23 protein-coding genes and 1 riboswitch are annotated in these 24,421 nt (G+C 31.6%); of the genes, 12 read left to right on the forward strand and 11 right to left on the reverse strand.

Translation table 11 applies throughout. The annotated features are described in order from the left end of the window. Window positions 1-41: 41 nt before the first annotated feature. From AC1DCY_RS01105 to AC1DCY_RS01115, 3 genes are all read right to left on the reverse strand, one after another. Window positions 42-2,147, reverse strand: a complete 2,106-nt coding sequence (locus tag AC1DCY_RS01105) for a peptidase domain-containing ABC transporter (RefSeq protein WP_477346663.1) — start codon at window positions 2,145-2,147, stop codon at window positions 42-44. A gap of 111 nt (window positions 2,148-2,258) precedes the next feature. Next, entirely contained in the window at window positions 2,259-5,378 is a 3,120-nt protein-coding gene (locus tag AC1DCY_RS01110) for a type 2 lanthipeptide synthetase LanM family protein (RefSeq protein WP_477346665.1), read from the reverse strand. 86 nt (window positions 5,379-5,464) lie between these two features. Further along, the gene (locus tag AC1DCY_RS01115; RefSeq protein WP_477346667.1) at window positions 5,465-5,644 is read right to left on the reverse strand and encodes a plantaricin C family lantibiotic; all 180 of its coding nucleotides are present in this window, start codon (window positions 5,642-5,644) and stop codon (window positions 5,465-5,467) included. 138 nt (window positions 5,645-5,782) lie between these two features. Here AC1DCY_RS01115 and AC1DCY_RS01120 point away from each other — a divergent pair, with 138 nt between their 5' ends. The 5 genes from AC1DCY_RS01120 (at window position 5,783) to lanM (ending at window position 9,934) form a co-directional block, all read left to right on the forward strand. After that, window positions 5,783-5,956: a class II lanthipeptide, LchA2/BrtA2 family gene (locus AC1DCY_RS01120; protein ID WP_403028173.1), complete on the forward strand. Its 174-nt coding sequence runs from the start codon at window positions 5,783-5,785 to the stop codon at window positions 5,954-5,956. Between the two features lie 146 nt (window positions 5,957-6,102). Next, the gene (locus AC1DCY_RS01125; RefSeq protein WP_403028173.1) at window positions 6,103-6,276 is read left to right on the forward strand and encodes a class II lanthipeptide, LchA2/BrtA2 family; all 174 of its coding nucleotides are present in this window, start codon (window positions 6,103-6,105) and stop codon (window positions 6,274-6,276) included. 126 nt (window positions 6,277-6,402) lie between these two features. Beyond that, window positions 6,403-6,561, forward strand: a complete 159-nt coding sequence (locus AC1DCY_RS01130; protein ID WP_477346669.1) for a bacteriocin — start codon at window positions 6,403-6,405, stop codon at window positions 6,559-6,561. Between the two features lie 74 nt (window positions 6,562-6,635). Then, entirely contained in the window at window positions 6,636-6,809 is a 174-nt protein-coding gene (locus AC1DCY_RS01135) for a ComC/BlpC family leader-containing pheromone/bacteriocin (RefSeq protein WP_477346670.1), read from the forward strand. 377 nt (window positions 6,810-7,186) lie between these two features. Next, entirely contained in the window at window positions 7,187-9,934 is a 2,748-nt protein-coding gene (lanM, locus tag AC1DCY_RS01140) for a type 2 lanthipeptide synthetase LanM (protein ID WP_477346672.1), read from the forward strand. Window positions 9,935-10,020: 86 nt separating this feature from the next. Here the strand turns inward: lanM and AC1DCY_RS01145 are convergent, their stop codons facing one another. The 4 genes from AC1DCY_RS01145 to AC1DCY_RS01160 form a co-directional block, all read right to left on the reverse strand. Beyond that, a complete protein-coding gene (locus AC1DCY_RS01145; RefSeq protein ID WP_477346674.1) occupies window positions 10,021-10,770 on the reverse strand; it encodes an ABC transporter permease in 750 nt (249 codons plus the stop codon). 16 nt (window positions 10,771-10,786) lie between these two features. Continuing rightward, entirely contained in the window at window positions 10,787-11,620 is an 834-nt protein-coding gene (locus tag AC1DCY_RS01150) for an ABC transporter ATP-binding protein (protein ID WP_477346676.1), read from the reverse strand. A gap of 213 nt (window positions 11,621-11,833) precedes the next feature. Continuing rightward, window positions 11,834-12,010 carry a hypothetical protein gene (locus tag AC1DCY_RS01155; protein ID WP_477346677.1) on the reverse strand — a complete coding sequence of 59 codons (177 nt, stop codon included), beginning with the start codon at window positions 12,008-12,010 and terminating at the stop codon, window positions 11,834-11,836. Between the two features lie 686 nt (window positions 12,011-12,696). After that, on the reverse strand, window positions 12,697-13,314 hold the full coding sequence (locus AC1DCY_RS01160) for a GNAT family acetyltransferase (protein ID WP_477346679.1): 618 nt from the start codon (window positions 13,312-13,314) through the stop codon (window positions 12,697-12,699). A gap of 228 nt (window positions 13,315-13,542) precedes the next feature. Between AC1DCY_RS01160 and AC1DCY_RS01165 the strand changes: the two genes are divergently transcribed. Next, window positions 13,543-14,388 (forward strand): aldo/keto reductase, encoded by an 846-nt coding sequence (locus tag AC1DCY_RS01165; protein ID WP_477346681.1) that lies wholly within the window; start codon window positions 13,543-13,545, stop codon window positions 14,386-14,388. 81 nt (window positions 14,389-14,469) lie between these two features. Here AC1DCY_RS01165 and AC1DCY_RS01170 read toward each other — a convergent pair whose 3' ends face one another. Continuing rightward, window positions 14,470-14,853 (reverse strand): winged helix-turn-helix transcriptional regulator, encoded by a 384-nt coding sequence (locus tag AC1DCY_RS01170; protein ID WP_068985029.1) that lies wholly within the window; start codon window positions 14,851-14,853, stop codon window positions 14,470-14,472. A 110-nt stretch (window positions 14,854-14,963) separates the two neighbouring features. Here AC1DCY_RS01170 and AC1DCY_RS01175 point away from each other — a divergent pair, with 110 nt between their 5' ends. The 3 genes from AC1DCY_RS01175 (at window position 14,964) to AC1DCY_RS01185 (ending at window position 17,937) form a co-directional block, all read left to right on the forward strand. Then, window positions 14,964-16,148 carry an MFS transporter gene (locus AC1DCY_RS01175; RefSeq protein WP_477346684.1) on the forward strand — a complete coding sequence of 395 codons (1,185 nt, stop codon included), beginning with the start codon at window positions 14,964-14,966 and terminating at the stop codon, window positions 16,146-16,148. A 291-nt stretch (window positions 16,149-16,439) separates the two neighbouring features. Beyond that, a complete protein-coding gene (locus AC1DCY_RS01180; protein ID WP_477346686.1) occupies window positions 16,440-16,850 on the forward strand; it encodes a YuzC family spore coat inner layer protein in 411 nt (136 codons plus the stop codon). A gap of 146 nt (window positions 16,851-16,996) precedes the next feature. Continuing rightward, window positions 16,997-17,102: riboswitch (SAM riboswitch) on the forward strand. 97 nt (window positions 17,103-17,199) lie between these two features. Continuing rightward, window positions 17,200-17,937: a cyclase family protein gene (locus tag AC1DCY_RS01185; RefSeq protein WP_477346688.1), complete on the forward strand. Its 738-nt coding sequence runs from the start codon at window positions 17,200-17,202 to the stop codon at window positions 17,935-17,937. A 573-nt stretch (window positions 17,938-18,510) separates the two neighbouring features. On the opposite strand, the gene AC1DCY_RS01190 is transcribed toward AC1DCY_RS01185, so the two are convergent. Together AC1DCY_RS01190 and AC1DCY_RS01195 are read right to left on the reverse strand one after the other, a co-directional pair. After that, window positions 18,511-19,113 (reverse strand): DedA family protein, encoded by a 603-nt coding sequence (locus AC1DCY_RS01190; RefSeq protein WP_477346690.1) that lies wholly within the window; start codon window positions 19,111-19,113, stop codon window positions 18,511-18,513. A 173-nt stretch (window positions 19,114-19,286) separates the two neighbouring features. Continuing rightward, window positions 19,287-20,060, reverse strand: a complete 774-nt coding sequence (locus AC1DCY_RS01195) for a Cof-type HAD-IIB family hydrolase (protein ID WP_477346692.1) — start codon at window positions 20,058-20,060, stop codon at window positions 19,287-19,289. 439 nt (window positions 20,061-20,499) lie between these two features. Here AC1DCY_RS01195 and AC1DCY_RS01200 point away from each other — a divergent pair, with 439 nt between their 5' ends. From AC1DCY_RS01200 to AC1DCY_RS01210, 3 genes are all read left to right on the forward strand, one after another. Then, window positions 20,500-21,195, forward strand: coding sequence for a DUF2225 domain-containing protein (locus tag AC1DCY_RS01200; RefSeq protein WP_477346694.1), 696 nt, complete (start codon window positions 20,500-20,502; stop codon window positions 21,193-21,195). Window positions 21,196-21,219: 24 nt separating this feature from the next. After that, on the forward strand, window positions 21,220-21,573 hold the full coding sequence (locus tag AC1DCY_RS01205) for a hypothetical protein (protein ID WP_477346696.1): 354 nt from the start codon (window positions 21,220-21,222) through the stop codon (window positions 21,571-21,573). A 178-nt stretch (window positions 21,574-21,751) separates the two neighbouring features. Then, the gene (locus tag AC1DCY_RS01210) at window positions 21,752-23,176 is read left to right on the forward strand and encodes an erythromycin esterase family protein (protein WP_477346698.1); all 1,425 of its coding nucleotides are present in this window, start codon (window positions 21,752-21,754) and stop codon (window positions 23,174-23,176) included. 56 nt (window positions 23,177-23,232) lie between these two features. Here the strand turns inward: AC1DCY_RS01210 and AC1DCY_RS01215 are convergent, their stop codons facing one another. Then, a complete protein-coding gene (locus tag AC1DCY_RS01215; protein ID WP_477346700.1) occupies window positions 23,233-24,408 on the reverse strand; it encodes a DUF4272 domain-containing protein in 1,176 nt (391 codons plus the stop codon). Between the last annotated feature and the right edge of the window lie 13 nt (window positions 24,409-24,421).

Consider the following 24,421-nt stretch of genomic DNA (forward strand, 5'->3'; position numbering starts at 1 on the left):
CGTAAATAATACTATTACGAGGACTATAGTTAAAAACTTAATTATTGAAGTGAATATTCTATTTCTTTTTGCAACAATCCATTTTCAAGTTTATAAATATGATTTACACCATCGATATTTTTATGTCTATGTGAAATAAAAAGTATTGTTTTGTTAGTAGAAAATAAATTTTTAATTACTGCTTCCTCAGTATTAATATCTAGGTTACTTGTGCCTTCATCTATTAATAACATTTCAGGGTTAGCGGCAAGGGTTCTAGCAATTGATAATCTCTGTCTTTGTCCACCCGATATTGTCGCCCCATTGTCTCCTAACACTGTATTATACCCCATTGGAAATTTCATGATTTCTTCATGGATACATGCCATCTTGGCAGCATGTACAATATCCGAAGATGAAACATTATTATTATAGAAGCGAATATTATCTTCTATTGTCCCATTAAATAAAGATACCTCTTGAGTGATAAATCCAATATTTTTTCTCAGATCCATTATTTTCAAATCATCATAAGGATGAATTCCGTATTTTATGCTTCCAACTGTTGGTTCATACAGTCCTGCAATAATTTTAAATAAAGTTGTTTTACCAACTCCGGTTGTCCCTTTAATTAAATACTTTTCTCCTGGCCTGATACATAGATTAATATTATGAAGAATATTCTTTCCACTATATCCAAAAGAAATATCTTCCAAAACAATATCTTTGTTAATTGTACCGATATGAACCTTGGGATTTAAATTAGTTCTTTCTTCTTCTTCCTCTAGCACGGAGTCTATTCTCAAATATACCTCTTCCACTAATTTTATAGATTCTAAGCTCCCGATTATTGAACTAATTGGGGATAGTAAATTCATGGACATTGTAGAAAACGCTACTATTTGACCCAAAGAAAGCCCTATTTCATTTTCATATTGTAGTCCTAAAAACAATAGTGCAACAGGTAAGATTAAATTAATTGAGCTCGACAATCCACCTAGAACTGCGGATAAATTCATTCGCTTAGCAAAATTAAGCAATTGATTCTGAAATGTATCGTTTAATTTCTTTTTTATTTCAGTGTTCACGCCTATAGTTTTAATATAATTAATCGATCTAAGAACCTCAAATAAATCTGTCTGGAATGCGGCTTGACCAGCTACCTCTTGATTTGTAAAGATGGAAATTTTAGGTAACATAATTTTCACTAAAATAATTTGAATTAATACTGCAGTAAATACTACTATAGATAAAGTGACGGAATATTTGACTAATACTATACTATAGATTACGACTAATGTTATATCCAAAAGTAAAGTAGTGGTAAGACTAGAGATTATTTCTCTAATCATTGTAATATTATTAATTCTACTTGCAATATCCCCAGCAGAACTACGATCATAAAAAGACAGTGGAAGTTTGAATAATTTATCAATAAACTTTGAAGTCATTGTAGAATTTATTACTAATTGGGTTTTTGTAATAAAAAATATTCTTAATAAATGAAGCATAAAATATATTATGAAAATACTTAATATACTAATTAAAAATGTTTTTATACTAATATTAAATAATTTATTATTTGTATAAGTATCTATTAAAAATTGTGTCATAAATGGAAATAATAAATTTAATGATTGATATAAAAATGATAAAAAAATTACTATATAAATATATTTTTTGAATTCAACAACTAATTCAAATAACTTCTTGGTATAATGCTTTTCTTTTATGAATACTTCTTTATTTCTGCTATTCTTTTTTAAGGTCGCCACAAATCCTGAATAATGCAGCATTAATTCTTCATAACTAATTTCTGATATTCCTATTTCCGGATCAATTATTTCTGCTTTATTATTGTGTATTTTTGTAATAATAATAAAATGATTATTTTTCCAGTGAATCATTATAGGCTCTATTACTTTTCTTTGCTGTATAAATTCTTTAATATCGTCTACTTTATAAACTGTTAGTTCAGCATTAAACTTTTTAGAAATTCTCTTAAGCTCTAGTAAAGTTACACCATCTCTACCAGCTCTAAATTTTTCTTCAGTAAGTAACATATTTGAGGAAATTTTACTATCATCATAACTAAATAACATCGCTAGACAAGCATATCCACAATCATATTTGTTTCTCTGTAGAATTACTGGAGTTTTTTTTCTCAATTTTCTCAACCTCTTATTTTTATAGAACTTAATATGAAAAGGCCTCTGCAAATTAAAAGAGGCTAGCTCTTTGAATCCTAACTCAACATCATTTTATACTTCTATATTAATTTATGTTTCTAAAATTAAAATATTTGGTACTTCATCAGATGAAAGAAATAATAAAGCATATGCTATACCTGATAAACCAACCATTAATTCTGGCGTCTCCACGTCTAATTCTAGGCCTAATCCTAATCTGTAGTCATACGGTTCTCTGTCTTCTACAATCATTCCAGCTATTACTTTTGAAATATTCGACCAATACTCATCTTTATTGAATTTAGAAAATTCCTTTAAAATCATCGCGTTTCCTAAGTCTCCATGACATACACTTTGATTCCTCTTGAAACCATTTTCCAAGATATCTTTTGCAATCATTTTGTTATTCACACTTAAATTTAAGTTATAATCCTTTGATAAAAACAAACGACTTAATAATATACCCGGAGAACCATGACACCATGCGTATGGTATATGATAGTCTATATTTAAATCATGCTCTCTTAAGTCGAACCATATTAAGCCTTCTCTCTGTTTTTCTTCAAAATATAAAGCTTTCTCTATTATTTGCTTTAATTCTAAATCATCATCACCCAAAAGCTGACGATACTGATCTAAAGCATATACAATTCCTGCACTCCCATGCGAGAATCCAGATAACGGGTTATTTTCAACACCAATCCAGCCAACTTCTTTATCATTAATAATATGTACGTTCTTAATTAAATGATTTTTACATTCCATCATTAAACTTTTAACTAACTCACTAGAAGTACATTTATAGAGTTCTAATAAAACTAATAATATACCTGCCGAACCACTAATAATGTCATATACTTTATCTGTCTTAATTTTATCCTGGTAGTTTTCACATAAATTTAAGGCGCGTTTTATATAAACCTCATCTCCAGTAACCTTATAAAAATTAATTAATAGATAAATTACTGAATATATTCCATCAAAAGCTCCTAAGGATCTATTTACCTCTATTCGATTCCGTTGATAAATATCTTCCAAGATATTTGAAGCTATATTATGATACTTTTGGTTTCCAGTTACCTTACCGAGCCATAAATAATAAAAACTCATGCCTGATAGTCCGTCATATAAACAATCATCCATTGCAGCAACATGCCATTTTTTAGACTCAACATGTTCTATTACTGTGGAGCATATCCAACTATATGTGTTTTTATATTTATCAGAATTAGAATATAAATACTCTCCAATTTCAGTAGATTTCCATATTAATTTATTATTAATATTATCTATTGAAAAATTATTTAGTTGATTTATAAACTCTTGGTCTACTTCCTGATCCTTAGAAGGTCTTTTAATTTCTTCTTTTATTAAGGACCCTTTTATTAGACTGATTTGAAACTTCATATCTTGTTCGGATAAACTATTCACTTTATTTATCCAGAAATCCAAAGGAGAATTATCAAAGTAACTATTTATTTCTTTGTTATTATTTACAGATGAAGAATATAAGCTTTTTTTATTTAGGTAATAATAAAAATAAGGTACCTCTTGATTAATAAGATCTTTATATTCTTCTTTTAATACTTTTCCATCCAAGTCATCTGTAAATAATTTAGTAAAGAACAATTCTCGGTCAATCTGGTTTGTCATAAAGACTGGATGATAACTTAAATCTAAAAGATTTGAATAGTACATGGTAGGTTTGACAATATGCCTAATTTTGATTTTTGAGATATTTTCTTTGACTAGACTAATTATTAAATTTCTCTTTTCTTTAGCAAATGTATATCCTTTTATAAAACCCTGACAGACATCTTCTATATACTCTGTTTCATCTAAATATTCATCCTTATATTTTGGATGGTTTTTAGACTCCCCAATATCTAAATATTCTCTTGTAATAGACATTTTAGAAGTTTTTTGATTTACTATAGTCGGTATTTTTATAAAAGACTTGGTTTCCCCTTTTCTACCAATCCCGCTAATATCAGTATTATTGTTATCTCCAAACACGAAAGGTAATAAACCAATTGATCTTACAGAAGCATTTAATTTAAATATTGTGATATTCGTTGCATTTTCAATAAGATTATTCTTATGAACATTAAACAAACTTTCTAAATCAATCAGAATAGGGTCCTTTCCACTTGCAATAAGATTATCCGAATGAAAATCTACTGCATTAAGAACATATAATAAAGCCATGTGAATCCCCAGTTTATAATAGAATTCATTGGCTTCTGAATGAGAGCTTAAAGGTGTATATGAAACTGATTGAACCCAGCAGTGATCCGCATTCGAAAGCAAATTATATGATTTCAAAAAGTTTTCTTCCCCGATAAATCTATTAAATTCTTTTAGTATATTTTGATATAATTTATCAATTTCACCATCTCTAGGTTTAAAGTAACAGCGTAATTCATTATCAAAGTGGACGCTTATAACAGTTTGACCATTATTGTGACTATCACCTTGACCAAGTTCTAAATATGAAATTTTAGGTGATTTAGTTATATTAAGTACATTTTTCAAAGAATCTATATTCTTCATATATGATTCTGAAAAGAACTCTAGATAATGCCATGTTTTAATTGCCTCTTGAATAATCAACTTGAATAATAATGGGTATCGATTATATAGCACATAATAATATTCATCTGTGCAAACATAATCTCTTATATATTCTTCAAACTGCTCATTTTCATTTTCCGTAGAAAATAAACGCTCTAATCGTAAACGGTTAATTTCTAAAGTTAATGTCCTATATGCAATCTTCATAACTTTTTCCCGAAAATTTTCTTCTAATTTTTCTTTTAGAATATTTACATCCTTAACATATTGAGTATTAAATAAAATTTCTTTAGTTAAATTAGATATATTACTTATAAAGAAATAAGAAAATTTTCTTGAGAAGGAATACAAATTCAAAGAAGCATCTTTATCATCTTTATTGAATATTTTTGATTCTAAAACTTCATTGATACAAAATTCTAAATTTTCGGAATCCCCACCTTTAACATAATCATTACTATTATATTTCTTTTTAATATCATCTAAGTCAAAATTAAATTTATCTTTAAGTAAATTACTGAATTCGTTAATTTTGCCTTTAGATAAAAGATTAATAGTTTCTTCAAATTGACTGTTTCTCTTAGTAGATTCAGAAAAATTTTTTTCAGTAATACCATATAAGGTAGCAAATTGCATATAAATTCTCCTTCTATATAAATATACAAACCTCCCTATAAAGGGAGGTTTGTTCTATTATTTTGCTAAAACTATTAATTAACTAATTAACAAGACCAGCAAGTTTTCGTAGGACAAATACTACATTCCCACGTTAATGTACACCATTTACCGTCGTTTCCATGAGATATTTTTTTAGTTTCTACTCCACCATAAATAGTTTCTAATGATGCATCCTCAAGTTCTTTGTAAATATCACCAGCAGTTTTCATTAGTTCTTTCGACATTTTTCTTCACCCTTTTTAAATTATTATTTACTTTTTATTACAGCAATGGTAATCTATTACCAGAAACACCCTACACCCATATATTATATTAACTGTAAAAAAATATCAACTAAAATCCAAATTAAGGGAGAAATAACAATGAAAAAGAACTTTAAAGCTTTTGAACCTATTACTAATGAAGAATTAAATGAAATTGCTGGTGGATCAGAAATTCAACCTAAATGGACTCCACTTACAGTAACTATTCCGATTTCACTGGCTGGATGCCCAACTACAAAATGCGCTTCTATTGTTAGTCCTTGTAAAGGCTAATAATAAGAAAAAAGGCGCTTTTGATTCTAATTACTATTAAGAATTAAATGAGATTACTGGTGGTTCAGTTGCCACCAGTGATCCTTCAACAAATAAATATTAAAAATCTGTCTAATTAAAAGATATTAGAAAAAGGAGATTGAACAATGAAGAAAAATTTTAAAGCTTTTGAACCTATTACTAATGAAGAATTAAATGAAATTGCTGGTGGATCAGAAATTCAACCTAAATGGACTCCACTTACAGTAACTATTCCGATTTCACTAGCTGGATGTCCAACTACAAAATGCGCTTCTATTGTTAGTCCTTGTAAAGGCTAACAATAAGAAAAAGGGAGCTTTTGAGCCTAATGAGGTAGCTGGTGGTTTAGTTTACCACCAGCTATCTTTCTATAAATAACTATTAATATCTACCAAAATACGACACGACAAAGAGGAGATTGAACAATGAAAAAAAACTTTAAAGCTTTTGAACCTATTACTAATGAAGAATTAAATGAAATTGCTGGTGGCTCGTCGGTACCACCTGTGTCACCCCAGATTCCAACAATAAGTGTTAGTATCTGTCTAACAACAAAATGTATGATAACAACAAAAAATTGCTAATGGATTAGAAATTCAACCTATAAATAACTGTTAATATCTACCAAAATACGACACAACAAAGAGGAGATTGAACAATGAAAAAAAACTTTAAAGCTTTTGAACCTATTACTAATGAAGAATTAAATGAAATTGCTGGTGGATCAGGATCTAATTTAACAACATGGACTCCACCTCCAATGACCACTACAGTGATGCCTATTTCACAAGCAGGTAATTGCATTACTTACGCAAAACTATGTAGAGGTTAAACTATGAAAAAACTTTAAAGCTTTTGAATCTATTAAAAGTTAGTTGAAATTACTGGCGGTTTGACGTGACGGCCACCTGATGTCCATCCAAATATCACCATCTGTATTTGTTTAACTACTAGATGTATGATCAAATGAAATTGCTTTTGACTCAGAAATTCAAACTAGATGGGTGCTAATTACAAAAATGATAGGTTATCTAGCTGTGAAATGATTTTCTTTTATGGGTTTTCGCAAAATTCAAATTATCAATAATATCCTTTGAATATGCGTAAATACCCAAAAGGCATATATACTCAACCATATAAGAAATACCTTAATTGGACTTGTAGTATCTATGCCTTTTTAAAAAATACATATAATAAAGGAGTTATAAAATGGATAATTTATTGTTAAATAGTTATTATATTAAATTTCATAGTAAGCAAGTCGAAGATTGGTTTACAAATGCTGAGATTGTCTATGAAAAATATATAGATATAGTAGCCCTTCACGATTCTATTGTTAAAATTATTAAAAATAAAATATATGAAATAGGCTTTAAAAGTATTTTAATTGATTTTCATAATACTTTTGACTATCTAGATGAAGTAAATGAAAAAAAGAATTTGGAGGAATATATTCAAACCAGTAATCTTCAAGAAAATAAAATCATATCTTCCAAAATAGATTCGGTCATTGAAAATACACTTAATTATATTACTGAAATTATAAATCATTATATGGAAGACTATAATCAGATTAAGAATATGTTTAATATTAAAAATGATAAGATAACATCTATACTAATAAACGAAGGGGACACACATAATAATGGAAAATCCGTTGCTCGAATTAATTTAAATGAAGAAATCATAATTTACAAACCAAAAGATTTGGGACCTGATATTTTTTATTATAAAATGATTGAACTTTATAATGAAAAATCCAAAAGGAATCTTTACATTCCAAATTGTTTAAATAAGAAGAAATACGGGTGGCAAGAATTTGTTGATCATACAAAATCCACAAGTACTGAAGATGTTACTAACTACTATAATGAATTAGGAATACATTCATGCTTTTTATACTTACTCCAGGCATCAGACATACATTTTGAAAACATTATTTCAATGAATAGACATCCAGTCTTGATAGATTTAGAAACTATCTTCCAATCTGAATTAAATCTAAGTAATACTTCTGAAGATGTTACTAATTATAGTTTTATTACAAATACTATTTTAGGTACTTTATTATTCGATATTGCAACTTCGCCCTTTGAAGATATGGTTTTATTCATTGGTGGAACCACCAACCCAAATAGACAAACCTATAACAAAGAATTATTAGTTGATATAAATAGTGATAAAATGAGGTTAATTAATTCAATACATCGAAATACTGATGTTTCAAATATTCCTTTATTAAATAATGCTTATCAAGAAATATATAATTATATTAATGATTATTCTGATGGTTTTGTAGAATGCTATACTTTTATTCTAAATAACAAAGATTTTTTAGAAACATTTATTATGGACGCAGAAAATTTCTCAATACGTTATGTGTTAAGGCCAACTTATATATATGCTAAATTTATTGACGCCCTAAAAGATCCCAATAGATTAATGGGTAAAAATCAAAATGATCTATATGATATATTAAATAAAGCCAATGCCAGTCTAATTCAAAAAGACACAATACTAGAATTGGAATTTTCAGACATCCAAGAGTATGATGTTCCACTATTCAATAGTGACCTTGATTCAAAAGCTTTATTACATTCTAAAAGTGGCGTAAAAATTGATCAATTTTTACTAAAAGAACCTCGCAATAAAGTATTAAAAAAGTTACATACATTTTCAGAGAAAGACTGTAATTATCAACTTGAATTAATAAACATGGCCATCTCTAGTTATTATGAAAATGCAGATAACGATAGCAGGAGAATTCATAATATAAGTAAAACACATCTAAAAAAATATATATCTAACAAAGAGATACTCAGTAGTAAACTATCAACGGTAAAAGATAAATTAAAGGTAAATCATGATTTTATACAAGCACTTTCCCTTAGGCACGATAAAAGAGGAAATAATGTGTTAAGTACTATGCCTATGGGCATTTATGATGGCTTAGCTGGATTAGGATTATTATTGGCGGCCGAACAAAAAGTTCTAGGGACTAAAAATGAAAAAGAAATACAAAAGCTAAATAATACTATTAATATGTTATATGATTCAGATTTAGGAGATAACATATTTTCCATATATCATGGTAAAGCTTCTTACTTTAAGTATTATTTAGAATTAAATAAAATAAACAATTTTTTCACTATCAATTTAAAAGCGAGACTAATCGATTTTTGCAAAGACATTCTCCAAAGTAATATCAGTCAAGCCCCTCTTGATTATATTGGTGGCATTGCCGGATTATTAAGCTTACTTATTGATTTTAAGGAAGAAGTTAATGATAAAATATTAGATGAATGCATTCTTTTTTTAAAGAACAATATTTTCAGTAGATTAAAAGCAGAAGATGATTTACTATATTGGTCTTCAGATTTTAATGATTCTATAGCTTTAGCTTGCTTCTCTCATGGAATAACAGGAATAAATTATTCTCTTTCGAAAATCATTCACATCTACCCAGACTTAAAAGATGAAATTATAGATGTAATCTGTAAAACTTCTTTATATGAAGATACGATATTCAATAAAGATATTAATTGCTGGATGGATAATAGAGAAATTGGGCAGAAATCCACTAATACTTGGTGTAACGGAAATTCTGGGATTCTTTTAGGGAGAAGTTTGATTGAACAGAATACTGGATTATCGTTAAATTATATTAATGAAACTGAAAGTTTAATTCTAAAGGAAAATCTCCTTTATGAAATAGATCATAGTATTTGTCATGGCTTAGCAGGGAATTTAGTTATTCTTAATAAACTAAACAATTATAATGATACTCTTCAATCGAAAGAAATAAGAAACACTTTATATTCTGCATTAAGTACCGATTCAATAAAATCAGGATATAAATATAATACCAATACTTTAAGCTTCTTCTTAAGTAATGTTGGAGTCATCTATAGTTTATTACATGACATTGATCATACATTACCACCCATATTAATTTAATGGATTTATTTCCAATTACCAACAGTAGCATTAATATAGAACATTCAAAAGATCCTTTTCTGATCTTTTGAATGTTACTCTTTTTTCTATTTTTCAATAATTAATTTTCTTGAAGTGAAAAATACATATAAACAATATAAAATTAAAATAGTACTACACCAAGCTATACTTCCCACTATTGTGGCAGACATAGTATTATCAAAATAGTATTCTTTATCTATTATATACAAACCTAATCTATAAGAGAATGTTGAAAAAATAGTATAAGCAAAGGGTGCAGCAATTAGAATCATTGAGAATAGTGAAAATACGATAGAAATAATGCTACATATAACAATATTTCTAGACCAGACCATTACAATTGTACTTAAAAATAAAATAGGCACACTTAAAGAAAAAATCATAATCAAATATGAAAGTGTGATATCAAAAATATTCTTAATAAAATTTCCTTCTCCCCAATCAATAACTATCCCATAGATCAATAATAATATATAATTTAAAGCTACTAATAAAAACAAACAGAACGAAGCAGTAATAATTTTTGCCCAGAAAAGTTTATTTTTTGAAAAATTATATGTTATCCAATTTAGATAGGTGCCATTTTTGTACTCTATATAAAATACCGAACTTACTAAAATACCAACAATGATAGGGAAGAACATAAAATATTGATTATAGAAAATAAAATAAACATCTTTAATATTCGAATCTTTGCTGTTAACAATGTAATTAATTACATTCATCGCTATAGGTAATAGATTTAATGCCAGTAGAAACCAAATAAACTTCTCTCTTTTTAATTTTAACAACTCATTTTTAAATAATATTTTCATTTTAATAAGCTCCTTCTTAAGAACACATTATTTCCTCATATAAATCCTCTAAAGTGTATTTTTCAAAAGTATAATTACCATCTTTAATCAACTTTTCATCATCCCCACTATAAATATATTTATTAAAGTTTGATTCTAAATGCAATTTAGAAACATATGGGTTTTCTAATAAATCGCTAGCAAGACTCTCTTTATTTTTTAAGGTAACAATATAGAATAATTTATTATTATTGTTCTTAATTTTTGTAATAATTTTCCCTTTTTTTATAAATATTAATTCATCTGAAATTGACTCGATTTCTGTAAGATTATGGCTGGAAATCAATATACAATTGTTAGGCTTTCTTAATGAGTTTTTAATCAAATTCCTTACAGATTTAATACCAAGTGGATCTAACCCATTTGTAGGTTCATCTAATAAAATAACTGAAGGATCCCCCATAATGGCCCTAGCTATTCCTAATCGCTGTTTCATCCCTAAAGATATTTCCGAATATTTTTTATCCTTAGCTTCATAAATGTCGAAATTACTAAGAATTTCCTTATAATCTATATTTTCAAGGTTCGTGTATGCTCCATGAAGCTTCAAATTTTCTAAAACAGTTAAATTATTATAAAACATAGGATATTCAATCAATTTACCTATATGTGTATACTTTATAGGTCTATCATTATACAATATTTCCCCGTCATAATTAGTTAAACCTAATATAGATTTAAATAAAGTTGTTTTTCCCGAGCCATTTGGACCTAACAAACCGTATATTTTCCCATCTTTAAAGTTAAGATTAATATCTTCTAATATTATTTGCTTTTTTGTTTGTAAATTTAAATCAATAATTGAAATCATTTACACATGCCTCCTCAAAATATTTTTAAATAACTCATAATGTTCGATAAATACCCTAAAAAAATAAACGTCAGAAAGAAAAATTAGTGTATGATAGAATTTTTCTACACGTAGCAACAGCAAACAGTATGCTACTTGAACAATTCAAAAAGAACATGTAGTGTCTCATATACTCATCATCGATTTACGCAATGATATTCCTGATTTAGAAACTTATTTAGAGTTATAACCAATCACAAAAACAAAAAAGAAAACAACATAAACGACCAATAAAATTTTTACTAGTTTAGACTCAAATACCAATTTACCATTTTTTATAAATTCATAAAGAAAGACAACAAATGTACCTAACAGGGCACACATAGAAATGACTAAAGCGATTTTTTCCATAAAAACACCCCCATCTATAATGCGTTATTGGTTTTAACTATAAACTTTAAATGAGTAAATACCCTTCATTAATAAAATTACAGCATAATGTTTTTGGGTAGAATGAGAAAGCTCTCATCAAAATGTTTAACTAAATCATATCAATATCATATTCTGAAACGGATTTGGATCTTACTCAATTCGTTTACTAACAAATTGAAATGATCTTTAAATTATATAAAATACATGTATTGGATTTTTTGAGAATTTTTGTTTCAAAATACTCTTATTTATAGAATAAACAATAATTATTAAAAAGTTATTAATTATCATCAAATGTATTAATTGTATCCTCTAAATTTAGAAGAACTGCAATTAGATCTAAGTATGTAGTCTTTTTAATAATTGCTGGGCATTTTCATATCTCACTGATTTCGCATAAAAACCTTTTATACAAAATTGGTGGTAGAGACCTATCTGAATCCAAAAAATGTAATATCCCTAAGAATTAAATCCCTTTCTAACTTCTGTAACCCTCTCATTTTACTTCTATCCATATACTCTTTGTATAAGCCATTCTTAATCCACAGCGCTCCATATTATTTTGGCTTATGGATGCAAATTTCGCGTGACCTATCATTAAACTACAATTTTGTTGAAGAGCTTCGTTGATACGAAACTGTATTAATGCTTGATGAATCCCTTGATTACGGGCTTTTGGCTTTACAGCGGATGCGGCTATACAAGGAGCCGATACCAACATCCTCACCTTGAAGAGTAGCAATATAAAACGACCAACCAGGCTTGTCACACAAAACTTGATTATTCGCTGTAACACTTTCTGCTAAAAATGCTGGCATATCAAAGCCCTCAACGTAGATATTTCCGTAACGATCAAATTCGGCTTCATTAATTTGTCTTATCTTAATGGACGAATCCTTTGTTCTCTCTACCATCTCTTCATTTAGCTCACAATATAATGTTGCATGAAAATCACTCTGATAAAGACCCGCGTTATGTAATTTTTGTAGTGAAGTAGTATTTGCGTATTGTGGAGCTAAATCAAAACGAGCTGGTATTTCTCTTGCTCTATAAAAGCTAAGGATTTTATCTATCGTATTCTCCGAACTAAAACTGTCACCCTTTACCACATTGTAAGAAGGACCGGGAATGTTTTTAATGGCGAAAGCATAGGCACCATCAAATTGACCAACCTCCACTCCCATTGCATTGTTCTGAATTTCTTTAATTGCATTCAGCCTTGATTCGAACATCTTTAATTCGGTCTTTTCTAAGTGATTTGCAAAGTTTTTTGTTATTACCATACGTTCACCAACCCTTTTCGAAGATTCAATTTTCTACCATTAATTGTAACCCATCTTAAAGACCGAACCACGTAAACTAATAAAAATTTCTTACAGCGAACCATTGATATCTCACAAAAGTTACCTCCACGTTTCTATGAAACTAAAAAGTGCGTACTTTTTTTTGCAATGGCATGGAAGCATAATAAGAAAGCAACAAAGCACAAACGAAAATTGGAGGACAGAAAAATGATTAATCATTTACAAGATAAAATTACATTAAATAATGGCTTACAAATGCCTGGTATGGGTCTAGGCGTATTTCAAGTACCGAATGATGTTACAGCAGAAATGGTGAAAAATGCGATTGAGGTCGGTTACCGTAGTATCGATACTGCTGCTATTTATGGTAATGAAGCAGGGGTTGGTGAAGGTATTAGTCAGGCACTAGCAACTACTGGTTTAAAACGTGAGGATTTATTTATTACATCAAAAGTATGGAACGATGGCTTGAGCTATGAAGAGACAATTGCAGCATACGAGGACAGCTTAGAAAAATTAGGGCTAGATTATTTAGACCTTTATCTCATTCATTGGCCAGGTAAAAATAAATTTGCAGAAGCTTGGAGAGCACTCGAAGATTTATACGAGCAAGGGAAAATAAAAGCTATTGGGGTATGTAATTTCCATGTATCACACTTACAAGATCTTCTTAAAATGGCTCGTATCACACCAGTTATTAACCAAGTGGAACTACATCCACGATTGCAACAAACTGAGCTACGTTCATTCTGCGAAGAGCACAATATACAAATGGAAGCTTGGGCACCATTAATGCAAGGTGGACTTCTTGAAAATGAAACTATTTCAAAAATGGCTGAAAAATATGGGAAATCAAATCCTCAAGTTATCTTGCGCTGGGATATTCAAAATGGTATCGTCACAATTCCAAAATCTGTGCGCAAAGAACGTATGATTCAAAACGCTGATATTTTTGATTTCACACTAACTGATGAAGAGATGGCGATCATTAACGCCATGAATCTAGATCAGCGCGTTGGACCAAACCCAGATGAGTTTGATTTTGTCATGTAAACGATAGCTATGTAAACGTGAAAGAGACTGTCTTATTTTCTTAGTATAGAAAACTTTTTAGACAGTCTCTTTCCAATCTATTTAAGATGTATGCTTTATCGCGATATCTTCATCACGTTGCATTAACAGTACATCTTCACCTTTATCTTGTAGCACTTCGATATGTTTTTCACCCCAAGTGCAAAGCATGTTCAGCACAGGGTCCATCTCTTGACCATAAGGTGTTAGCGAATATTCAACTTTTGGCGGTACTTGATTGAAAACCTTACGATTAATTAATCCAGACTGCTCTAATTCACGTAATTGGCTCGTTAGCATTTTTTGCGAAATGCCTGGAATCAATCGGCGAAATTCATTCGTACGAATCTTACCATGGTGGTTAAGATGACAAAGAATAATAGGTTTCCATTTCCCTCCAATTACTTCAAGAGTGGCTTCGACACCAATATTATAAACTTTTTTCATTGTAAACCCCCTGTAATATTCAAAAGTAACTAAAAGTACCCTATATAACTTTTAGATGTATATGAATATTACTATATACTATAAAAAAAATCAAAGGAGATATTATTAGAATGAAAGATACAAAAGTGCCGAATGCCAAACTAACATTACTCGCACTTGCAATCAGTGCATTTGGTATCGGCTCTACAGAATTTATAAGCGTCGGATTACTTCCATTAATTACAAAAGATTTTGATATAACATTAAGTACTGCAGGCTTAACCGTATCCATATATGCACTAGGTGTAACTATTGGTGCACCACTTTTAACAGCATTAACATCGCGCCTTAGTCGCAAAAATGTGTTACTGCTCGTTATGGTGCTATTTATTATCGGTAATTTACTTGCAGCCTTAGCGCCCTCATTCTCATTACTACTAACTGGGCGTGTTATATCAGCATTGGCACATGGTGTGTTTATGTCCATTGCCTCTGTGATAGCTGCAGATGTTGTGGCACCTAATAAACGAGCAAGTGCAATAGCTTTTATGTTTACAGGACTAACATTAGCAACTGTGACTGGTGTCCCACTAGGAACTTTTATTGGACAAGTAACCGATTGGCGAATGTCGTTTATTTTCATAGTTATCATAGGTATTATTGGATTAATTAGTAATGCCCTGCTTGTGCCAAGTCACTTAGCGAAAGGCAATCCAATATCCATTCGAGATATTGGTAAAGTATTAGGGAATATTCGAATGTTATTAATCCTCTTTATTACTGCAATTGGGTATGGTGGCGCATTCGTTGTATACACCTATGTTTCTCCTATTTTAGAGCAGTATATGGGCTACTCACCGAAGGCAATTGTCGTGATTTTAGTTGTGTATGGTATTTGTGTTGCCATCGGTAATACATTAGGTGGTCGTTTTGCGAATAATAACCCTTTACGTTCTATCTTTATTATCTTTATAGGCTTAGCATTGGCACTACTCGGCATCAACTTCTTTTTAGAATCATCAATCGTTGGATTAATAATGGTCTTTATGATGGGGCTATTTATGTTTATGAATGTACCGGGATTACAGCTTTATGCCGTTCAGCTTTCAGAAAAATATATACCATCAGCTATTTCAATGGCTTCAGCATTAAATATTTCGGCCTTTAACATTGGTATTTTTCTAGGATCATACATTGGAGGAATCATCGTTCGCCACCAATCATTAGCTCATACTCCTATATACGGATTCTGTATGGTGATGATTGCCGCAGCGACTACGTTCCTATGGTTAATCTTTGATAGAAACAAACAATAACCTTTGTGAATGTGTGGATTACCGTTCCCGACTATTGCTTTCACTACAAAAGTCATTTGTTCATGTTAATGAAGTGACCGGTCGGAACGGAAATCAACTCCACGTTATTGCGATGAATTCATTTTTATATAATTACTTTGTAGATTTATCGGAACAATTTTAGCTTTTATCGGAATCTTTTCTCGTTTTATCGGAACAATTTCAGTTTTTATCGGACGACTCCACCATTAACACCTAAAGTCTTTGTTGTACATAATATAAGGTATCAGCTATAGGATAGGAGGAATTTAGTTGCATTACAATCCTTATCCATATTTTGTCTATCCTAATTATTATCCGGCATGGGTAATGGCGAATCAACCAACAATTCAACACCCTTCTAGCCATCTAGCAATGCCGACAAACCCAACGAATAGAAGTCCATTTCCGATTGTCAATACAAAGAAATTGAAGACTTCCGCGAATCGGATCAAGGTTATTATGCAGCAAGCACAATTACTTACGGATAGAATTGATGAATCAGAGCAATTTGCGCATGATCTTATGAACGCAGCACAACAATCAAATAAAACGGAAGTTGAAAAGTTAATTACGTCAACAGGCATTACTATAAAATTCGAAACTACCTATACACCAGATGGATTTCGTATAACATTTACTGAAAGTAGCTGTTGTAAGCTAACACTAATTTTGGGTTGGTGAAGAGTTGGTCCTTTGAAGAGGGCCTCTTTTTTGTTTTTAGTATCTTTATGAATTTTAACCTTGTATCCCTATCGAACTTGTAAACTATAAATAAATATGCTAAAGTGTTTGTAATCGTTGTTTCTGAAAATTCTTATATTGTTTTTTTCTTATCAAGAGAGACGGAGGGATTGGCCCTATGAAGTCTCAGCAACCAGCCTATAGGTATGGTGCTAATTCCAATTGGCAAAATTCAGCCTTGAGAGATGAGAAGACTTACTTAGTTGCTTTGCACAAGAGTCCTCTTCTTCAAGGAGGACTCTTTTTTATTGTTGTAATCAAAATAATTAAAAGAAAGCAGGGAAATATTATGGCAAATGAACTTTTACAAGCAATTCAACTATTGAAAACGAAAGAATGGGTAGATTTAACACATACATTTGGTCCAAATTCTCCACATTTCTTTATGTTTGATGATGCAAAATTTGAAACATTATTTTCGCATGATGATGGCTTCTTTGCACAGCAATTCACTTTCCCAGGGCAATACGGAACCCATATCGACCCACCTATCCATTTTGTGCGAGATACACGCTATTTAGAGGAATTGGAGCTAAAAGAACTAGTGCTACCACTAATTGTTATTGATAAATCGAAGGAAGCCGAAGTTAATAACGACTTCACGTTAAGTGTTCAAGATATTCTTAACTTTGAAGCTGAATATGGAGAAATTGAAGCAGGTACCTTTGTTGCGCTACGTACCGATTGGAGTAAACGTTGGCCAGATAAAGAGACTTTCAGCAACAAAGACGCTGATGGCAATAATCACATTCCTGGCTGGGGATTAGAAGCATTACAATTTTTATTCAACGAACGAAAAGTAAGTGCTATTGGCCACGAAACTTTTGATACGGATTCAGCAGCAGATTTTCGTAAAAATGGTAAGCTAGACGGCGAATATTTTGTGCTAGAGCAAGATACTTACCAAATTGAGCTTATGACAAATTTAGATAAGCTACCTTCAAAAGGGGCCGTTATATTCAATATTGTGCCGAAGCCTGAAAAAGCATCTGGATTCCCTGTCCGCTCATTTGCAATATTACCTTAATATAGGATTAGGCACGATTTGAAATGTATACGTACACCACTTTGTTTTTCATAGAGCTGTATGGTAATTCAATCGACAGATTCTGCCATATAGCATTTTATGATGAGCATCTAATCTTGTTTTACTCGAGTAAATCTATGTGGTGAGGATTTCCTAGTATAGTATTTTAACCATAGCTATAATTACTATTTTTGTTTCGCTTGTCGACTCATTCTATGATGAGGAACTGTTGATTTTCGCGGAGAGTGGCGACTCCTGCGGGATGAGCTTGCGCTGAAAGCCCCGCAGGAACGAAGTGACGAGGGAAATAATCAATTATGCCTTGGCATAATTGCGTCCGGAATCGGCTTTGTGCTTGCACAAAGAACTCCTTTTCGATTCTGTGACATCCGCCGGAGGCTTTAACTTCTTTAAGCAGGTGTTTGGACACCCGCTTAAAGAAGTTGAAGCCAAGCCCGCGGAAAGCGCCAGCTCGGAGTGAAAATCAACCTTTGTTTTTTGATACACTTTAATTTTTAAATTATTCTCAATAAAGAAAGGTCTGATTCAATAAATATTGAACCAGACCTTTCTTTATAAATTATTTGATGAATTCTTTCTTTTGAAAACAAAATAAACGACCAACATAATTATGATGAACAATATTATAAGATAAATACTGTAGCGGGAAAAATATAACCCAACATAATGCCATTTCTCTCCAAGTACCTTCCCTAAAGTAATAAAAGTAAATGTCCATATAGTTGCTCCCGTATAAGCAAAGAATGCAAATTTTTTATAAGGATAATTATTAATAGCTGCAATATATGCAGTAAGATGACGTACACCAGGAATAAAAAACCCTATTAATAATAATATTGGTCCAATTTTATCAAATAATTTTTTAGTAAAATCAATTTTCTGTTCAGTAATATGGATTTTAGAACCGTATTTATGCAATAAAGGTAACCCGAATTTATAGCCTATATAGTAGCTCAAGGTAATTCCCCCAGCTGCACCTATCATAGCGCTGATTAAAGCTGGAATATGTGCAAGAGTTTCACGATATACGCTATACCCTACATATGTCAAAAATATTTCATCAGGAAGTGGCAGCCCGACAATTCCTCCTACTAGGATAAGAATGATGCCAAAATATCCATAATGTTCAATAAGAGATTGCACGTGATGCGCCATAAATCCATCCCACCTAAAGCGTAATAATTTTTAATAGTTAGCTTTATAATAACTCAAAGGAGACAACATTATGAGTATTATGAATTTAATACAATTTTCTCCAATCAATTATGCCGAGGCATAATTGTACCTGTCACTTCGCTTTCGGTACAAAAAATATTTGCTGAAAGGAGTTAAATTATTTGTAGCTCACGTAGAGCAAAATCAATTCCATCCTCAGCTGATTTTTTCGTTACATAATCAGCGACTTTTTTTAATGCTTCGCTACCATTACCCATTGCAATACCAAAACCAACCTGCTCCAGCATGTCGATATCATTATCTCCATCCCCAAAAGCAAGCGCTTCCTCAGGCTTCAAGTCGAAATAATCTAGTACAGCCTGGACAGCAATAGATTTGGAAACATCATGTTGCAAAACATTTGTAATGTAAGGGTGCCATCTTTTTAATAATAAATGAGGGAATTTTGAAGTATACTTTTTCTCTATATCCTCATCACCATATAAACACATTAAATAAACCTCTTGCGCTAAAATATCCTCATTAATATTAGGAAACTCTTGCAAAGATAATGTTTCTTGCATGGCTTTTAATGTCTTTTCTTCTTGGACGTTATTCATTGACAATTGTTCTGTAAAAAAAGATAGACTTTGTTTATTTTCATCTGCAAAAGCTTTAACTGCCTGGACAATTTCTTTTGCAACAGGTATTTTATGTATTACTTGATCTTGATGCTTAACATATGCTCCATTAGCTGTAATAAACGTCTCTATTCCTATATTTCTTAACTCCTGGCACATTGATAAAGGTCTTCCTGTAGCAGCAACAAGATGAACCCCTTTGTTTTTTAAATGCTTAATAGCGTTCCTTGTACTTTCTTCAATACGACCATCTTCATAATTAACAAGCGTTCCATCTACATCAAAGAATACAATTTTATAATCCATCGTTCTCTCCTTATCGTTTTATAATTTTTGTCTCTTCTTTATCGGTCAATCATAACCCTATTTTCCCCAACCAACACACTTATAATTTTACATTAAAAAATATCTTTATATCAAAATTAAATATAGGTATTATTATCTACACATCTGCTTTATAACATGAAATTAGTAGTTATTACATTTGTACGTATTTTGACAAACTAAAACGAGTGTATAACTTACTCCAAATACACCGATAAATACTATTACGGGTACATATCGAAATTTCAAATAACTAAGAAAGTAATGAACATTTTTATTTTAATAATTCTAAAGGAGTATACCAAAGAACATAGAATTGTTAAAATAAAGGTAACTAAATTAAATACATTGAACGATACTATCCATCATATAAATAGAACAAAAGAAATAATAATCATCTGGATGTAAAGGAGTGATTCTTATGGCATTTAACATTTACTACTATGAAAGTAGTGTGGATTGCAAGTTTTGCAAAAAGCATTTTACCACATATAAAGTCCGCCCTAATCGATATAAAGTTATCGAAGAACAAACAGATTTCATGCCAGTTTACGAAGGTTTAAACCCGTTATTGTATGAAGTTGCCGTTTGTCCACATTGCGGCTATGCTTACCACAAATCTATGACAAGAACATATGGGCCATTCATGCTTCTTATTGATGAGCTGTACATAAAAGAGCTACAAAAACCAATGGATATTTGCAAGGAACGTACGATCGACGATGCCATTGTAAGCTTTAAATTAGCTTATCTTGTATCAAGAGCATCCATGGAAGAGTCACTTCTTATGGCCAATTTCGCATTAAAAATAGCCTGGCTATATCGCTTAAAAAATGATAGTGAATCGGAAATGCGCTACCTTTTTGCTGCTAGAGATTTTTACAGTAAATCTTTTGCATCCAATCAAGAGGGCGGCGAGAGAATTCAATTTTTACATGCAGAATTAAGCCTCCGACTTGGAGATATTGCTGAGGCGAAAAAAGGATTCTCTCGACTAATAGCAGATCGAAATGTTTCCAATAAATATCGAAAACTCGCACGAAATCGCTGGGAAAACTATAAATATGATGAGCAACCGAACAACGCAAATAAAACTATAGAAGAAGTCATTAATTGAAGTAAAACGAGGAGAGTAATAATCATGCAGTTATTTACCAAAAGGATTGATGTGAGAGAAGAAGATATTTTTTCAGAACTACATCATTTTTTACTGAGAAAAAATAATCGCTATTTAACGAATGATGAAGTAGTTGCATTAACTGGGGTTTCATCTGAACTACTCTATAAATGGGTAAAAGCAGGGAAATTAAAAAAATCGATATTCCCTAATTTAGGCGCACCTTGTGAGCGCTGTGGACAGATTACTCAGGCAAAAATCTGTATTAGCTGCTCATCAACCATCGTTAATACATTAAAGCAAGAGGAAAAGGATCGTACATGGTTCAATCAAATACAGCGGAATAATCAAAGAGCTAGCACGTATCACTATAAATAAAATAATTAACATCTCCACAGTGGACTTAATTTGGGTCACGCTTTGGAGATGTTTTTACTTTCTAATCCATAATAATGTCGTGAAACCAAATTTAAACAAAATTTAAACAAAGTCCCCTTTTACTTTAAACTTTATTACTTATAATTAGTCTTAACATATAGCGAAGGACTGATAGAAAGTGACAAAAGGTAAGAAACGTAAGGTTTTATTATCATTAAGTATTGCACTAACAAGCTTTGCAGCGTTCAGCGGAGTATCAAATGCATCGGCAGCGGTTCCAGCGATAGAAGAGCGCGTAGCTTTGGAGAACAATTTTGAAGTAAAGCAAGCTCGCACATCCAATGAAACACTTCAAGAGTGGAAAAAGTGGACAAACGACCATGCTTACAGCTTAACATCCATTCAACCTGAAGCAATTGGTCAGCAAAACATTCCATCCACTAAATTTGAAGATTTAGAGATGCTAAAGCCTTTATTGCATGATAAGCGCATCGTTTTTTTAGGGGAAAGTTCACATGGCACGGCAGAATTTAGCCTAGCGAAAACACGTTTAATTCAATTTTTACATCAAGAAATGGGCTACAATGTCCTAGCTTTCGAAAGCGGTATGGGAAATGCCATGAATGCTCAAGGACAAATTGATAAACAAACAGCGAAACAAACGATGAAGAATGCTATTTATCCTGTATGGTGGTCAAAAGAAACACTGCCGTTATTTGAATATGCTAAAAAAACACAGAAAACAGATAAACCATTAAAATTAGCAGGCTTTGATATTCTACAGCAAAATGCATTTACGAACGGTGACTGGCTACAAAATAGTGAGCTTGCTAAACAGTTCAGTGAAGTAGAGGAGCAACTTGCAGATTGGACCTACGGTAAGGATTTACAGGGCTATCAAAAGGTAAAACCAAGCATTATCGAAGTGTATAAACAAGTAAAATCACAAGTACAGCTTAAAGAAAAAGAGTTAAAAGCGGCATATCCGAGCGAGCCTCATATTGTAAAGCTTATGGAACGTACTTTAGCTGACCGTATCCGTTTTGCAGACGAATATGTAGAATTATCAATTCAATCCAACATTGAAGTAGAACAAAATAATTACGATTCTTATTTTAAGACAATGGAATGGCGTGACCAATCGATGATGGAAAACTTACTTTGGTTAGCAGAGGAGATTTATCCAACTGAAAAATTTATCGTCTGGGCGCATAATGACCATATTCGTAAAGCACAATCCGAAGTAATGGGTTCTCCTTTTCCGGTAAAATTGATGGGTGAACGTCTACCAGATATCTACAAGAAATATAGTTATGTACTTGGTCTTTATATGGCTAGTGGGGAAACAGCAAACAATATGGGTGAGCCTATGTCCGTTTTACCGCCAGTGAAAGGATCAATCGAGGATATTGTTTCATCTTCAAATAAACCGTACACATTTATCGACATGCGAAACCGTCAAAATGAGCGAGGAAACTCATGGATGTTTGAGCCACGTTTATCATATAGCTGGGGAGTAATTCAGGAAAGTCTTGTTCCACGGGATCAATATGATGGCCTTCTGCTGATTGATAAGGTAAGTAAGCCGAATTATATTAAATAATATTGTTAAAATAGCAAACTAGTTTCTACTTCTAGTTTGCTATTTTTCTTTTATGTTCAAGTATCCATCGAAATTGTATCCCATTCTTCATTGCGATGCCCTATCATCCAGAACAATCCTCTTCGTCTTTCCATAACGATGCTTTCATTCATCCCGGCCGGAGCCGCTTGGTCTTTTATCCGACTATCTACACAAGCCCAATGGTATCTGTAAATCTTGTCGGCTTCATCCAATATCTCTTCCTGACCACGCAGAGCAGTTTGAAGATAAAATTGTTCAAACGTTTCGCAGTTAGAAACAACTTGAATGGCATACTCGCAATCGCATACTTCATCAGGAAAATCGAGCTTCTCAACAAATCCGAGTGCCCAAATAAGCGTCCAATAAGCCTCGTATTGCCAAGAAATATTAATGGCTTCTTGCCCATTTGGTTCTGACGTATGTAAAAAGTCTCTTTCATTGCTAGTTAGATAGTCTTCCACTTTATAGGTGCGTAACATATTGATGAAAAAGTCTCGCGATTCTTCTACATTTCCACCTTGCGCCACATCACAGGCAAATTGAATGACAATTAACAAGGCTACAGCTCTTCTAGCAATGTCTTCTTGGGTTTTAAACTGACAAGCCTCTATTGTTGGGAGTTGAGGAAGGGAAGCTGTATAAGGAATAGCTTTCTCTTTTAAATATGCTATCGTTTTATTTTTTCTTTGTTCGCCTTCTTCTGATGACACCTCTTGTCCCCTTACCTTTCGTGTACAAGCGTGTGGTCTAAAGTCAGATGGTCCTGATTGCCCGTCAGGATAAACAATAACGATCCCTTCATCGTCTAGTAAAGTGCCATTCGGTAAAAAGCCAATCCCCCCTATATTTGATAGCAGGTTCGTAAATAACTGCATCTGTTCATCATTTATCTCTTTTTCTGATTCGATTGCAATCACTGTATTTAAAACAGATATTTGAGTCAAAACTAATTCTTTTAAATTGTCATCTTCAAAAGGAAAATTGTCGTAATACCCCATCATCCCAGGGATATTATTAGCAAAATAATCTGGATTCGTATCTTCAGACATGACTCTAATTATTAATTTATATTTTTTAAACAGCCCCTTGGATTTTATTACATACTCATTGTCATTGTTATCGATAGCAAAGCCTTTTGCAAAAACATCAGAAATTTTCACTTCAATATCATCAATGTTGTTCTTAGATGCAAATATAGTGAAATAGTTCAATCTTCTCTCCCCT

It is taken from the genome of Lysinibacillus sp. 10T31, from assembly GCF_056394365.1.

Bases quoted from the DNA above. Each gene is read 5' to 3' on its own strand.
- AC1DCY_RS01110 (WP_477346665.1), bottom strand. From the start codon at position 5,378: ATGCAATTTGCTACCTTATATGGTATTACTGAAAAAAATTTTTCTGAA.
- AC1DCY_RS01115 (WP_477346667.1), bottom strand. From the start codon at position 5,644: ATGTCGAAAGAACTAATGAAAACTGCTGGTGATATTTACAAAGAACTT.
- AC1DCY_RS01120 (WP_403028173.1), top strand. From the start codon at position 5,783: ATGAAAAAGAACTTTAAAGCTTTTGAACCTATTACTAATGAAGAATTA.
- AC1DCY_RS01125 (WP_403028173.1), top strand. From the start codon at position 6,103: ATGAAGAAAAATTTTAAAGCTTTTGAACCTATTACTAATGAAGAATTA.
- AC1DCY_RS01130 (WP_477346669.1), top strand. From the start codon at position 6,403: ATGAAAAAAAACTTTAAAGCTTTTGAACCTATTACTAATGAAGAATTA.
- AC1DCY_RS01135 (WP_477346670.1), top strand. From the start codon at position 6,636: ATGAAAAAAAACTTTAAAGCTTTTGAACCTATTACTAATGAAGAATTA.
- lanM (WP_477346672.1), top strand. From the start codon at position 7,187: ATGGATAATTTATTGTTAAATAGTTATTATATTAAATTTCATAGTAAG.
- AC1DCY_RS01145 (WP_477346674.1), bottom strand. From the start codon at position 10,770: ATGAAAATATTATTTAAAAATGAGTTGTTAAAATTAAAAAGAGAGAAG.
- AC1DCY_RS01150 (WP_477346676.1), bottom strand. From the start codon at position 11,620: ATGATTTCAATTATTGATTTAAATTTACAAACAAAAAAGCAAATAATA.
- AC1DCY_RS01155 (WP_477346677.1), bottom strand. From the start codon at position 12,010: ATGGAAAAAATCGCTTTAGTCATTTCTATGTGTGCCCTGTTAGGTACA.
- AC1DCY_RS01160 (WP_477346679.1), bottom strand. From the start codon at position 13,314: ATGGTAATAACAAAAAACTTTGCAAATCACTTAGAAAAGACCGAATTA.
- AC1DCY_RS01165 (WP_477346681.1), top strand. From the start codon at position 13,543: ATGATTAATCATTTACAAGATAAAATTACATTAAATAATGGCTTACAA.
- AC1DCY_RS01170 (WP_068985029.1), bottom strand. From the start codon at position 14,853: ATGAAAAAAGTTTATAATATTGGTGTCGAAGCCACTCTTGAAGTAATT.
- AC1DCY_RS01175 (WP_477346684.1), top strand. From the start codon at position 14,964: ATGAAAGATACAAAAGTGCCGAATGCCAAACTAACATTACTCGCACTT.
- AC1DCY_RS01185 (WP_477346688.1), top strand. From the start codon at position 17,200: ATGGCAAATGAACTTTTACAAGCAATTCAACTATTGAAAACGAAAGAA.
- AC1DCY_RS01190 (WP_477346690.1), bottom strand. From the start codon at position 19,113: ATGGCGCATCACGTGCAATCTCTTATTGAACATTATGGATATTTTGGC.
- AC1DCY_RS01195 (WP_477346692.1), bottom strand. From the start codon at position 20,060: ATGGATTATAAAATTGTATTCTTTGATGTAGATGGAACGCTTGTTAAT.
- AC1DCY_RS01200 (WP_477346694.1), top strand. From the start codon at position 20,500: ATGGCATTTAACATTTACTACTATGAAAGTAGTGTGGATTGCAAGTTT.
- AC1DCY_RS01205 (WP_477346696.1), top strand. From the start codon at position 21,220: ATGCAGTTATTTACCAAAAGGATTGATGTGAGAGAAGAAGATATTTTT.